The 12128-nt window shown below is 72.5% G+C and carries 13 protein-coding genes; 7 read left to right on the top strand and 6 right to left on the bottom strand.

Features of this window, described 5'->3' with window-relative positions:
• Positions 1-135 precede the first annotated feature (135 nt).
• Complete coding sequence (locus OG505_RS32080; protein WP_405434845.1) at positions 136-1167, top strand: SIS domain-containing protein; 1032 nt, start codon at positions 136-138, stop codon at positions 1165-1167.
• A 30-nt stretch (positions 1168-1197) separates the two neighbouring features.
• Positions 1198-2790, top strand: a complete 1593-nt coding sequence (locus OG505_RS32085; RefSeq protein ID WP_405429701.1) for a histidine kinase N-terminal domain-containing protein — start codon at positions 1198-1200, stop codon at positions 2788-2790.
• A gap of 443 nt (positions 2791-3233) precedes the next feature.
• On the opposite strand, the gene OG505_RS32090 is transcribed toward OG505_RS32085, so the two are convergent.
• Positions 3234-4784, bottom strand: coding sequence for a glycosyltransferase family 39 protein (locus tag OG505_RS32090; RefSeq protein WP_405429703.1), 1551 nt, complete (start codon positions 4782-4784; stop codon positions 3234-3236).
• A 310-nt stretch (positions 4785-5094) separates the two neighbouring features.
• On the opposite strand from OG505_RS32090, the gene OG505_RS32095 reads away from it, so the two are divergent.
• Genes OG505_RS32095 through OG505_RS32110 form a run of 4 tightly spaced genes read left to right on the top strand, consistent with a single transcriptional unit; the run spans position 5095 to position 8508 of the window.
• On the top strand, positions 5095-6807 hold the full coding sequence (locus OG505_RS32095; RefSeq protein ID WP_405429704.1) for a nitrite/sulfite reductase: 1713 nt from the start codon (positions 5095-5097) through the stop codon (positions 6805-6807).
• Entirely contained in the window at positions 6804-6965 is a 162-nt protein-coding gene (locus tag OG505_RS32100; RefSeq protein WP_167517323.1) for a hypothetical protein, read from the top strand. The genes OG505_RS32095 and OG505_RS32100 overlap by 4 nt, the downstream gene beginning before the upstream one ends.
• Positions 6962-7723 (top strand): phosphoadenylyl-sulfate reductase, encoded by a 762-nt coding sequence (locus tag OG505_RS32105; RefSeq protein ID WP_405429706.1) that lies wholly within the window; start codon positions 6962-6964, stop codon positions 7721-7723. The genes OG505_RS32100 and OG505_RS32105 overlap by 4 nt, the downstream gene beginning before the upstream one ends.
• On the top strand, positions 7705-8508 hold the full coding sequence (locus tag OG505_RS32110; protein WP_405429708.1) for a sirohydrochlorin chelatase: 804 nt from the start codon (positions 7705-7707) through the stop codon (positions 8506-8508). Before OG505_RS32105 ends, OG505_RS32110 begins: the two co-directional genes overlap by 19 nt.
• Before the next feature lie 87 nt (positions 8509-8595).
• Here the strand turns inward: OG505_RS32110 and OG505_RS32115 are convergent, their stop codons facing one another.
• Both OG505_RS32115 and OG505_RS32120 read right to left on the bottom strand, forming a co-directional pair.
• A complete protein-coding gene (locus tag OG505_RS32115) occupies positions 8596-8853 on the bottom strand; it encodes a WhiB family transcriptional regulator (RefSeq protein WP_007072794.1) in 258 nt (85 codons plus the stop codon).
• 447 nt (positions 8854-9300) lie between these two features.
• Positions 9301-10251 carry a diacylglycerol/lipid kinase family protein gene (locus OG505_RS32120; RefSeq protein WP_405429711.1) on the bottom strand — a complete coding sequence of 317 codons (951 nt, stop codon included), beginning with the start codon at positions 10249-10251 and terminating at the stop codon, positions 9301-9303.
• Between OG505_RS32120 and OG505_RS32125 the strand changes: the two genes are divergently transcribed.
• Positions 10250-10684 (top strand): hypothetical protein, encoded by a 435-nt coding sequence (locus OG505_RS32125; protein ID WP_405429713.1) that lies wholly within the window; start codon positions 10250-10252, stop codon positions 10682-10684. The genes OG505_RS32120 and OG505_RS32125 overlap by 2 nt on opposite strands.
• Before the next feature lie 71 nt (positions 10685-10755).
• Here OG505_RS32125 and OG505_RS32130 read toward each other — a convergent pair whose 3' ends face one another.
• From OG505_RS32130 to sodN, 3 genes are read right to left on the bottom strand one after another with little or no spacing between them, the layout of a single operon-like run.
• Positions 10756-11160 carry an ATP-binding protein gene (locus OG505_RS32130; protein WP_405429715.1) on the bottom strand — a complete coding sequence of 135 codons (405 nt, stop codon included), beginning with the start codon at positions 11158-11160 and terminating at the stop codon, positions 10756-10758.
• Positions 11161-11192: 32 nt separating this feature from the next.
• Positions 11193-11714, bottom strand: a complete 522-nt coding sequence (locus OG505_RS32135; RefSeq protein WP_405429717.1) for a GNAT family N-acetyltransferase — start codon at positions 11712-11714, stop codon at positions 11193-11195.
• Positions 11711-12115 (bottom strand): superoxide dismutase, Ni, encoded by a 405-nt coding sequence (gene sodN / locus OG505_RS32140; protein ID WP_007464694.1) that lies wholly within the window; start codon positions 12113-12115, stop codon positions 11711-11713. Before sodN ends, OG505_RS32135 begins: the two co-directional genes overlap by 4 nt.
• Positions 12116-12128: the final 13 nt, after the last annotated feature.

Raw genomic sequence — 12128 nt, forward strand, 5'->3', positions numbered from 1 at the left:
TGAGATGATCAAGTGATCAACTGCGCACTGCTGCTCGAACAATTGCTGACGCCGATTCTTGCGTGCAAGACTGAGCAGGAAACGCGCGTCAATCGCGCAAGAGGGGAGTGTTTCGTGACACGTGCAGGGTCCGGAATGGCGGCCGACATCGGCGAGCAGCCCGCCGGCTACGCGCGCCTGCTCGACAGCGCCAACGCCGCGGCGATCGCCCGGGTGGCCGCTGTCGTGGCCGAGCGTCGACCGCGACACGTGGTCTTCACCGCCCGGGGCACGTCCGACCACGCGGCCCTCTACGGGGCGTACCTGACCGAGATCCGGCTCGGCGTGCCCGCCGGGCTCGCCTCGCCGAGCGTCGTCACCCTGTTCGGCGCCCGCCCCGACCTTTCCGACGCGCTGGTCGTCGGGGTCAGCCAGAGCGGCGGCTCGCCCGACCTCGCCGAGGTGCTGCGCGCCGCGCGGTCCACCGGCGCCCTCACCCTCGCGGTGACCAACGCCCCCGACTCCCCGCTGGCCGACACGGCCGAGTTGAGCATCGACGTCGCCGCCGGGCACGAGCGGGCGGTCGCGGCGACGAAGACGTACACCGCCGAACTGTTCGCCCTGCTCATGCTGGTCGAGGGGATCCGGGCCGGCGACGGGGTGCTCCCGGCGGCCGAGCGGGAGGCGCTCGCCGCGCTGCCCGACCTGGCCACCAGGACGCTCGCCGACGACACCCCGGCCCAGCTCGCGCCGCGCTACCGCTTCGCCCGCCAACTGGTCACCACCGGCCGTGGGTACGCCTACCCGACCGCCCGCGAGGCCGCGCTGAAGCTGATGGAGACCTCGTACCTGCCGGCGCTCGCCTTCTCCGGCGCCGACCTGCTGCACGGCCCGCTCGCGATGACCGACCCGGAGATCCCGGTGCTCGCCGTCGTCGGCTCCGGGCCGGGCGGCCGGTCGATGGGCGAGGTGCTGCCCCGCCTCGACGAGCGCCGCGCCGACGTGGTGGTCGTCGGCTCCGCCGACGTGCCGGGCGCCACCCGGCTCGCCGTCCCCGAGGTCGACGAGCGGTACGCGCCACTGCTGGACATCCTGCCGTTGCAGCGCCTGGCGCTGGCGTTGGCACTGAGCCGTGGCGAGGACCCGGACGCGCCGCGCGGCCTGAAGAAGGTCACCGCGACGATGTGAGGCGCGGCGCGGCGTGGCACCCTGGTCACCGTGTCCACGCTGCGCGACCTCGCCGAGGAGCACACCCATCTCCGTCCGGCCGACATCGACCATCTGCACCGGATCGCCGGCGACTGGCAGCTGCTCTCTGATCTGTCCTTCGCCGACCTGCTGCTCTGGGTGCCGGTCGACGCCGAGGGCACGTTCCTCTGTGTCGCCCAGGTCCGCCCGACGACCGCGCCCACCGCATATCAGGACGACCAGGTGGGCCGGATCATCGGCGGCTCGGAGGTGGCCCACCTGGGGGTCGCCTACTCCCAGGGGCGGATCTGGCGGGAGGGCGACCCGGTCTGGTACGGCGACGTGCCGGCCCGACACGAGGCGATCCCGGTGCGGCTGCGCACCGCCGACGGCGAGGCCGGCGAGGTGATCGCGGTGGTCGGCCGCGACACCAACCTGTCCACCGCGCGTACGCCCAGCCAGCTGGAACTCAACTACCTGACCACGGCCGACGACCTCGCCCAGATGATCGCCGACGGCACCTTCCCGCCACCCCGGCACCCGGGCGAGACCACCTCCGCCCCCCGCGTCGGTGACGGCCTGGTCCGGTTGGACGCCGGTGGCAAGGTCACCTACGCGAGCCCGAACGCGCAGTCCGCGTACCGCCGGTTGGGCTACGCCTCCCACCTGGTGGGGGAGGACCTGGCCGCGCTGCACCGCCGGCTGGCGGGCGACCCGCTGGACGGCACCGAGGCGGCGAACGGCATCCTGGCGGCGTTGCGCGGCGAGGCGCCGCCCCGGCGGGAGATCGACGCACGCGGGGCCACGATGCTCACCCGGGCGCTACCGCTGATGCCCGCCGGCGTGCCGATCGGCGCGCTGGTGCTGGTCCGGGACATCACCGAGGTCCGTCGTCGGGACCGGGCACTGATCACGAAGGACGCCACCATCCGGGAGATCCATCACCGGGTGAAGAACAACCTCCAGACGGTGGCCGCGTTGCTGCGGTTGCAGGCCCGCCGGGTGGCCATGCCGGAGGCCCGGGTCGCCCTGGAGGAGTCCGTCCGCCGGGTCGCCTCGATCGCTCTCGTGCACGAGACGCTCTCGATGTCCAGCGACGAGGTGGTCGAGTTCGACGGCATCGTCGACCGGGTCGCCAGCGCGGCGACCGAGGTCGCGGCGACCGAGGTGAGCGTCGGCATGCGCCGTAAGGGCAGCTTCGGCGTACTGCCCGCGGAGATCGCCACGTCGCTGGTGATGGTCCTCAACGAGTTGCTGCTCAACGCCGTCGAACACGGCTTCCCGCCAGCCGACGAGACGGACGACGAACCCGTGCCGCCGACCTCGGGCGTGGTGCCGGCCGTCGTCGCCGAGGGCGATCCGTCGGCGCGACCGGAGGTGGTGGTCTCGGCGCACCGGTTCCGCAAGATGCTGCACGTCTCGGTGACCGACAACGGTCGCGGGCTGCCACCCGAGTTCGACGCCGAACGCGGCAGCCGACTCGGTCTCCAGATCGTGCGGGCACTGGTCACCGGCGAGCTGCGCGGCACCATCGAGCTGCGCGCGGGCGCCAAGGGCGGCACCGAGGCGCTGCTCGTCGTCCCGCTGGCCCGCACCGCCCCGGACGGCCGCTCACAAGCCTGACCCCGCCCGCGGCCACCCGCCAGGCCACCCCGCCCGGCCACGCCCCGTCGGCCGCTGGGGTCAAGCGCGACTAGTCGCGCTTTGGCGTTGGTGGTGCGTCGCGCTCTGGCGTTGGCGGCGCGTCGCGGTCCGGCGTTGGTGGTGCGTTCGCCGTCCCGGCTTGGCGGCGTGTCGCGGCCGAGCAGTCACGTCGTTTGAAGCCATATACCTGTGAGTCATAAATATGACTCACAGGTATATGGCCTACTGAGGTGTGGCGGCTGACGGCTGAGGGCTGACGGCTGGCGGGGGTGGCCGGGCTGTCGCGCCGGACGGAGGCGGAGGTGGACGGGGCCGCCTTGGGACCGAGGCCGCCTTGGGCCGACGCGGTGACACCGGGACCGGGCTGCCCCCGGACCCTGGGCGGCATCGGCCCGAGGCGACGACCGGGCTGGGGCGGTGGGTCAGCGATCGGGGCGGCCGGTCAGCAGCGCGACGGTCAGGCCGGGGCGCTGCCAGACCTGCGTGACGGTGAAGTCGGTGCGTAGCGCGTCGCCCTTGGCGCCGGGCACGGCGGCCAGCGGCTCGGCGTGCCGGCCGGAGACGACGAGCCACACCCGTGTCGTACCGGCCAGGCACTGTGCCGGCTGGGGGCACTCGGCCGCCCACAGGTCGCCCCGGCGCACCTCGTCCTCGGTGACCAGCACGTCGCGTGGTGGGTCGTCGAGGTGGTACTCGATGCCGAGGTCGAGGAAGAGCCAGCTGTGCCGGGGCGAGTAGACCACCGCGTCCCCCGGGCGTTGGCCGTCGGCGATCACCCGCGCCGCCCCCGCGTAGTCCACCGGCGCGCTGCGCGGCCACTCGTGGGTCCGGCGTAGCGCGGCCTGGTCGGGCAGGCCGAGCAGCGCGGCCAGGACCACCACGACGACCGCGGCCGGTGCGGCCACGGCGGCCAGCGCCGCGCCGGCCAGCAGACACGCGAACGGCACCACGAAGACCAGGTACCGAGGAACCCACAGGGGTACGACCGTGCCGGCGGCGAAGAGCAGCAGCACGGGCAGCAGCACCGCGCTCACCGGCAGCAGAGCGCGCCGCCCGAGCCGGGCTGCGCCCAACGCGGCGACCCCGACCAGCAGACCGCCGACCACGCTGCTCTGGGCCACGCCACCGGGCAGCGCGGTCAGGTCGTCCAGCCGGGCCAGGTGGACCCAGTTCAACTGCCGGGACTGCTGCGTCCGGGCCTTGAGCAGCAGCGGGCCGGCCAGCAGCGCGACCGGCAGCACGGCTACCAGCCACCGCCACACCCGCCGCCGGTCCCGTTCGGCGGCGGGACGGTCCCGATTGGCGGTGGGCTGGTCGCGGGTGGCGGTGGGCTGGTCCCGGGTGGCGACGCCGGCCTCGGCGGGGCCGCGCCACCAGGCGATGAGGACGACAAGCGCGTGGGCGGCGAGCAGGGTGAGCGCGATCAGGTGGATGAGCCCGAGAGCGGCGACGGCGGCGGCGTAACCTGCCCACCGGGCCCAGCTCGGTCGGCGCAGCGCGGTCACCAGCAGCAGGGTGGCGAGCACGGCGAGCATGGTGGCCAGCGCGTACGGGCGGGCCTCCTGACCGTAGCGGGAGGTGCCGGGGAGCACCGCGAACAGCAGCCCGGCGAAGAGGCCGGCACGCCGGTCGACGAGCCGCGCGCCGAGCACGGCGAGCAACCCGGCGGCCACTGTCATCGCCAACACGGCCGGCGCGCGCAGAGCGATGGTGGAGTCGCCGACGACAGTGGTCCAGCCGTGCATCAGCAGGTAGTACGGCCCGGTGGCGGCGTCGATGGTACCGGCCAGCCGGACCAGGTCGCCGGGCGAGCGGGTGGCCGCGCTCCAGGTCGCCAGCTCGTCACGCCAGAGCTGGGCGGAGCCCAGCCCGGTCACTGTCACCGCCAGGGTCAGCAGCGCCGGGGCGAGCCAGACCGGCAGGCGGCGCAGGTGCTCCCACGCCGCCCCGGTCGACTCGGACAATCCGCCCACGGTCCGAGCCTGCCACGGCCAGGCGGGCCCGTGATGTGGGATCCAGCACGCGGACATTGGCCGGCCCCCATGAGGTGTGGCAGCATGGGCCCATGACCGCCGCAGTCGTCCGCCGCTTCGTGGCTCGTCGCCACGTCGATTACGGCCGCGTGCGCAGCGCGATCTGTCCGGCCTACTGACGACGCCCGACCAATCCGTCTCGGGCGCGCTCCGCGCCGGCTGTCTGAAGACACCGTTGTCCCGCCCGCCTCGCGGGCCGGCCGCCGCGCCCGCGTAGCCCGAGGCACAGCAGACAACGGAGGTCGCCGCGATGGCGGTCAGCAGCATCCCGGCCCGTTCCGAGGATCCGACGGCCCGCCCGGGCCGGGCGCCACGCCGGCCCCGGGGTGAGGGTCAGTGGGCGCTCGGCCACCGCGAGCCCCTCAATCCCAACGAGCGGATCAAGAAGGACGACGACCCGCTCAACGTCCGGGCCCGCATCGAGAACATCTACGCGCACGGCGGCTTCGCCTCCATCGACCCGCAGGATCTGCGCGGCCGTTTCCGCTGGTGGGGCCTCTACACCCAGCGCAAGGCGGGCATCGACGGTGGGCGCACCGCCGTGCTGGAGCCGCACGAGCTGGAGGACGAGTTCTTCATGCTCCGGGTCCGCGTCGACGGCGGCCAGCTCAGCCTGGCCCAGCTGCGGGTCATCGCGGACATCTCCCGGGAGTTCGCCCGGGACACCGCCGACATCACCGACCGGCAGAACCTCCAGTACCACTGGATCCGGGTCGAGGACATGCCGGAGATCTGGCGCCGGCTGGAGTCGGTCGGCCTGGAGACCACCGAGGCGTGCGGCGACTGCCCCCGGGTGGTGCTGGGCAGCCCGGTCGCCGGGGTGGCCCGCGACGAGCTGCTCGACCCGACGCCGGCGATCGACGAGATCGTCTCCCGGTACGTGGGGGACAAGCAGTTCTCCAACCTGCCCCGCAAGTTCAAGACGTCCATCTCCTGGCTGGTCGACACCCCGTACGAGTCGAACGACATCGCCCTCCTCGGCGTCGACCACCCCGAGCACGGCCCCGGCTTCGACCTCTGGGTCGGTGGCGGCCTCGCCACCAACCCGATGCTGGCCAAGCGGCTCGGCGTCTGGGTGCCGCTGGCCGAGGTGCCCGACGTGTGGGCCGGCGTGGTCGGGATCTTCCGCGACTACGGCTACCGCCGGCTGCGTAACCGGGCCCGGCTGAAGTTCCTGGTGGCCGACTGGGGCGTGGAGCGTTTCCGGGAGGTCCTGGAGAAGGAGTACCTGGGCCGGACGCTGCTCGACGGCCCCGCCCCGGAGCTGCCGGCGAAGCCGATCGACCACGTGGGCGTGCACGAGCAGGCCGACGGGCGGCACTACGTGGGGGCCGCCCCGGTGGTCGGGCGGGTCTCCGGTGGGCAGCTCGCCCAACTGGCCGACGTGGTCGAGGCGCACGGCAGCGACCGGGTGCGGCTCACCCCGTACCAGAAGCTGCTGGTGCTCGACGTGCCGCCGGAGCGGACGGAGTCGCTTGTCGACGCGCTGCGCGGGATCGGGCTGGAGGCCCGGCCGTCGGCCTGGCGACGCGGCACGATGGCGTGCACCGGCATCGAGTACTGCAAGCTCGCCATCGTCGAGACGAAGGCCCGCGGCGAGGAGCTGGTGGCCCGGCTGGAGCAGCGGCTGCGCGACTTCGACGCGGACATCTCGATCCACATCAACGGCTGCCCGAACGCCTGCGCCCGCACGCAGGTCGCCGACATCGGCCTCAAGGGTCAGCTGGTGATCGGCCCGGACGGCCGGCAGGTGGAGGGCTTCCAGGTGCACCTGGGCGGCGGCCTGGGCATGGCCCAGGGGCAGACCGCCGGTTTCGGTCGCAAGCTGCGCGGCCTGAAGACCACCGCCGAGGAGCTTCCGGAGTACGTGGAACGGCTGGCCCGTCGCTACCTGGCCGGGCGGAGCGAAGGCGAGACGTTCGCCAACTGGGTGATCAGAGTCGACGAGGAGGAACTGCGATGAGCAGCGAGAACCGAGCGGCACCCCTGTACTGCCCGTACTGCGGCGAGGAGGACCTGCGGCCGCACGAGGCGGGGCACGGCGCCTGGGAGTGCCACGCCTGCGCACGGGTCTTCTCGGTGAAGTTCACCGGGCTGCTCTCCCGGGCGGTGACCCGATGAGTCTCGTCTCCGCTGCGAGCCTGCGCCTGGTCGGTCCGGGCGCTCAGACGTCGACCGACCCGGTCGGGCGCAGCCCGGACGAGCTGCGGACGCTGGCCGAGCAGGCGGCCCGGGACCTGGAGGGCGCTCCCGCCCTGGAGATCGCCCGCTGGGCGGCGCAGACCTTCGGTGACCGCTTCTGCGTCACCAGCTCGATGGCCGACGCCGTCCTGGCCCACCTGGTGTCCCGGGTCGCCCCGGGGGTGGACGTGGTCTTCCTCGACACCGGTCTGCACTTCCCGGAGACGCTGCGGGTCCGCGACGAGGTGGCCCGGACGCTGCCGGTGAACGTCCGGTCGATCCGACCCCGGCTCACCGTGGGGCAGCAGGACGGCCAGTACGGCCCGCGACTGTTCAACAAGTCGCCGGACGACTGCTGCCAGCTGCGCAAGGTGGAGCCGCTGGAGCGGGCGCTGTCCGGGTACGACGCCTGGGCCGCCGGCCTGCGCCGGGACGAGTCGCCGACCCGGGCCAACACGCCGGTGGTGACGTTCGACGCGCGGCGCGGCAAGGTCAAGGTCAACCCGATCGCGGCCTGGTCGCAGGGGGACGTGGACGCCTACATCGCCCGCTGGAACGTCCCGGTCAACGAGCTGTTCAAGCAGGGCTACGGCTCGATCGGCTGCTGGCCGTGCACCCGGCGGACGAAGGCCGGCGAGGACCCGCGGGCCGGTCGGTGGGCCATGTTCGAGAAGACCGAGTGCGGGCTGCACGTCTGATCCCGTCACCGACAACCCCGACCGGCCCGGATGCGGCCGGCGGGGCGGCCCCGGTGGTGCTGGTCGCACACGGCAGCCGGGATCCACGAGCGGCCGAGGCCACCCGGGCGCTGACCCGGGCGGTGTCGGCCGCCCGGCCCGGCCTGTCGGTGTGGGCGAGCTGGCTGGACCACACCGAGCCGGGACCGACCGAGGTGCTGCGCAAGCTGGCCCAGGCCGGGCACCCGCGTGCGGTGGTCGTGCCGCTCCTGCTGACCGCCGCGTACCACCATCGGGTGGACATTCCGGCGGCCGTCGCCGCCGCGACGGAGGCCGGCCCCCCACTGGCGGTACGGGTGACCGACGTGCTCGGCCCGGCGGACGGAACGGTGTCGCCGGCGCTGCTCGCGGGGCTGCGCCGTCGGCTCGGCGAGGTTGGCCCGGGGCGCTTCGACGCGCTGGTGCTGGCCGCCGCGGGCACCCGGGACGCGCGGGCGCGCGGTTCGGTGGGCCGGGTGGCGGACGCGCTCGGCGTCGAGTTCGGGGTGCCCTGCCGGGTGTCGTACGCCTCGGCTGCCCCACCGGCGACCGGTGTGGCCGTGGCCCGTCTGCGGGCGGCCGGCGCGCGCCGGGTGGCGGTGTCCGCGTACTTCCTCGCGCCGGGCCTGTTCCACGACGCGGTGGCCGATTCGGCTCGGGCGGCCGGTGCGGTGGCGGTGGCGGCCCCACTGACGGACGCGCCTGAGGTGGCCGAGCTGGTGTTGCGCCGGGTCGACGACCGGGGCGCGCTGGCGCCGACGGGTTGACGGCTCAGCCGTTCTGAGCGGGCACGGGACAGCAGTACGCCCCGGCAGGCGGACCCGCCGGGGCGTGCAGCTGTGTCGTTGGGGGAATCAGGCGGAGTGAGCGCGCAGCACCCGGAGGCCGCCGCGCCGCTTCACAGCGCGCCGCTCCTCCTCGCTCATCCCGCCCCAGACGCCAGCGTCCTGACCGGACTCGAGCGCCCACTGCAGGCACTGGTCGGTCACGGAGCAGCGCCTGCAGACGGCCTTGGCCTGCTCGACCTGCAGGAGAGCCGGTCCGGACGTCCCAATCGGGAAGAACAGCTCCGGGTCCTCGTCGCGGCAGACAGCATGGTGACGCCAGTCCATGGCGGCAACACTCCTCATTCTGGATGGGTGGCAATTTATTGCGGGTAGTGCTTTTCCTATATGCATCCGCATTGCCTATGGTGACCGTTCGCGTCTGACCATTCGGCAGTGCGTGAGCAGGCGGTTAGCCTCGGAGACCTGCTGGAACAGCTCAACCTGCCGAGCATATCCAGGCAATGTCCCGGTAACTCAAGTTCGCTTGTGAATACTTTCACGAACGCTCGTGATGTCAAGGGTGACGCTCGGAAAAACTCCAAGCGGTGAGCAAGCCCACAACCCATTTGTCCGGGTTCCAGCACGTTCCTGGTTACCCGCCGTGCCACAGCCGAGGATCAATATAGTACAGTCCGCGTGACATTGCTGACATTTCCGGCACCTGCCCCTCGGTGTGGCGGCGCCTGCCGGTGCGGTTGCGGCGCCGCGTCGACCAAGGGCAGTACCCGAGACCTAGCAGATTACTCTGAGTGCGGCCGGAATGGAGGTGAATCTGACTTTCTCCCGCTCGCCAAGATAGTCGCCGTCCAGCTGGAACGCCTGCGGACGGCTGGAGAGCAGGGTGAACTCCGCCGTGTCATGGAGTCGTAACACCTGACGACCACTGGGATCCGGCCGCCGGGACAGGAACTGAGTGACTGTCCGTGTTGTGCTAGCCACCCGGAGCTGACGCAGTGCCAGCACGTCGAGGCCGAGATCGAACGACGCCTCCGGGTTCGGGTTGACCTCGCGGTCGCCCAGGTACGTCCACGGAGCGGTGTTCTGGATGATGACGGTGGCCAGCTCCTCCTCCGCCGGCTCGCCCGGTCGCTCCAGACTGATCGCCGGATGCCGCCGGTCCGAGGCGAAGAAGTACTGGTTCATGATCGAGCGCAGGTAGAGCCCCGGCGTCGAGACCCGCCCCTTCCGCCGTGCCTGCTCCACCCGGTGGATCACCGCGGCGTCCAGGCCGAACCCGGCGCAGAAGGTGAAGTAGCGGTCGTCCGCGCGGCCCAGCCCCACCGTGCGGTGCCGGCCCAGGCGCAGCCCTTCGAGAATCATGCTGGTCGCCTCCGGCCACTCCCGGGGCAGGCCCACCGCGCGGGCGAACACGTTCGTCGAACCGCCCGGAACGGTGGCCAGCGCGGGCAGCCGCTCCGCCGTCGAGGCGCCCTCGGCGCCGGCCGGCGGTTCGGCCGACATCAGGCCGTTCACCACCTCGTTCACCGTGCCGTCACCACCCAGGGTGACGACGAGATCGACCCCCTCGGCGGCGGCCTCCCGGGCCAGCGCCATGGCGTGCCCCCGACGACGGGTGTAGCGCACATTGAGATCGACTTCGCTGCGCAGCGCCCGGACAAGCACGTCCCGGCTGCGTTCGCTGGTGGTGGTGGCCTTCGGATTGACCACCAGGACGGCCCGCATGGGCGGCACTGTACCTCTCGGTAGCCCGGGTATCGTGGCGCGCGTGACCATCGACTCGGCCCCGGTTCCCGTCACACTCCGCTGGGCGGTTCGGCTGCTCTGGGCGGAGGCGGCCGCCGTCGGGCTGATCGCGGTCTGGCTGGTCTGGGCCGACCTCACCGCCACCACCACCGACCTGGCGTCGGCGTTGCTGGTGACCGCGTTCGCCGTCGGAGCGGCCGTCGCGCTCTGGGCGCTGGGCCGCGCGCTGCTGCGCCGACAGGCCGGCGCGCGGGCCCCCGCGATCGTCCTTCAGCTCATGCTGCTGCCGATCGGCTGGTTCATGATCCAGGCCGGGCTGGGCTGGCTGGGCGTACCGCTGATGGCGCTCGGCCTGGGCGTCGGCTGGCTGCTCGTCAGCCCGCCCACCACGAAGGCCCTCGGCTTCGAGTGACCCCGCCGCACGGGCGGAGGGCAACGGTTCGCCCGCGGCCCCGGCTGGGCGGGGCAGGCGGGGCGCGTCGGTCAGTAGCCGCCGGAGCGGCGGGTGAGCAACGAGATCGTCGCCCGGCCGTCGGAGGCCCCGGCGGACGCCGACGTGGTCAGGGCGGTGAGCACCTTCCAGGCGAAGGACGACTCGGCGGGCAGCGTCGCCCCGCGCGCGGTCGGCACGGTCACCTCGACGGTCAGCGCGTCGTTGGTGACCGAGAACCGGCACTCCAACTCGGCGTCGCGGGTGGCGATGGCGAGCAGCATGGCGCACGCCTCGTCGACCGCGATCCGCAGATCCTCGATCTCGTCGAGCGCGAACTGCAACCGGGCCGCGAGACCGGCGGTGGCGGTGCGCAGCACGCCGAGGTAACCGCCGTCGGCGGGCACCGTGAGGTGCACCACGTCGTCGGTCGCTGGCTGGCCGGTCAGTTGAGTCACGCCTCATCCCCCCGGTCGGGGACTCTACCCGGTCAGTCGTTCGGACGCGTGTCGGCGGCCTCCGCCTGAGCGGCCAGGTCGCGCAACGCGTCACCGCTGAGCCGGTACGGGACCCACTCGTTCATCTGCTCGGCGCCGATCGAGGCGTAGAAACCGGCAGCCGGATTCCACTCGATCATCCACCACTCCAGCCGCCGGTAACCCCGTCGTACGCAGATGTCGGCCAGCGTGGCGAGCAGCAGCCGGCCCGCGCCGGTGCCCCGGGCGGCCGGGGAGACGTAGAGATCCTCCAGGTAGATGCCGTGTACGCCAGCCCAGGTGGAGAAGTTGAGAAACCACAGGGCGAAGCCGATCGGCTGGTCGCGATCGTCGACCGCGACGTGGCCGAAGAGCGCCGCAGTGGTCGCGAACAGCGCCGAGGTGAGCTGCTCGGTGGTGAGGTGGCACTGGTCGGGAGCGCGTTCGTACTCCGCCAGCTCGTGCACCATGGCGACGACGGCCGGCACGTCCTCGGGACGTACCGGCCGGATCGTCGGGATGACCGGGTTGGTCACGCCTTCTTGGTCTCCCAGAAGATCTTTGCGATCTCGTCGATCTTCGCGAGGAGCTTGTCGGCGGTGGCCGGGTCGAGGCTGCCCTTGACGCCACCGGCGCCGGCGAGCTTGGTGGCCTCGTTGAACAGGGTGTGCAGGTTCGGGTACTTCTCGAAGTGCGGCGCCTTGAAGTAGTCGGTCCAGAGCACCCACAGGTGGTGCTTGACCAGCTCGGCGCGCTGCTCCTTGATGATGACCGCCCGGGTACGGAACTCCGGGTCGGTGTTCGCCTGGTACTTCTCGCAGATCATTTTGACCGACTCGGCCTCGATCCGGGCCTGGGCCGGGTCGTAGACGCCGCACGGCAGGTCGCAGTGAGCGCTCGCGGTGACGCGGGGCGCAAGGATGCGTGGAAGTCGCATCGGGATCCTCCAT

The organism is Micromonospora sp. NBC_00617 (assembly GCF_045161355.1).
Classification (GTDB): Bacteria; Actinomycetota; Actinomycetes; order Mycobacteriales; family Micromonosporaceae; genus Micromonospora.

What these genes read in the sequence shown, in the direction of transcription:
- OG505_RS32080 (WP_405434845.1), top strand. Translation starts at nt 136, where the DNA reads ATGGCGGCCGACATCGGCGAGCAGCCCGCCGGCTACGCGCGCCTGCTC.
- OG505_RS32095 (WP_405429704.1), top strand. Translation starts at nt 5,095, where the DNA reads ATGGCGGTCAGCAGCATCCCGGCCCGTTCCGAGGATCCGACGGCCCGC.
- OG505_RS32100 (WP_167517323.1), top strand. Translation starts at nt 6,804, where the DNA reads ATGAGCAGCGAGAACCGAGCGGCACCCCTGTACTGCCCGTACTGCGGC.
- OG505_RS32105 (WP_405429706.1), top strand. Translation starts at nt 6,962, where the DNA reads ATGAGTCTCGTCTCCGCTGCGAGCCTGCGCCTGGTCGGTCCGGGCGCT.
- OG505_RS32115 (WP_007072794.1), bottom strand. Translation starts at nt 8,853, where the DNA reads ATGGACTGGCGTCACCATGCTGTCTGCCGCGACGAGGACCCGGAGCTG.
- OG505_RS32125 (WP_405429713.1), top strand. Translation starts at nt 10,250, where the DNA reads ATGGGCGGCACTGTACCTCTCGGTAGCCCGGGTATCGTGGCGCGCGTG.
- OG505_RS32120 (WP_405429711.1), bottom strand. Translation starts at nt 10,251, where the DNA reads ATGCGGGCCGTCCTGGTGGTCAATCCGAAGGCCACCACCACCAGCGAA.
- sodN (WP_007464694.1), bottom strand. Translation starts at nt 12,115, where the DNA reads ATGCGACTTCCACGCATCCTTGCGCCCCGCGTCACCGCGAGCGCTCAC.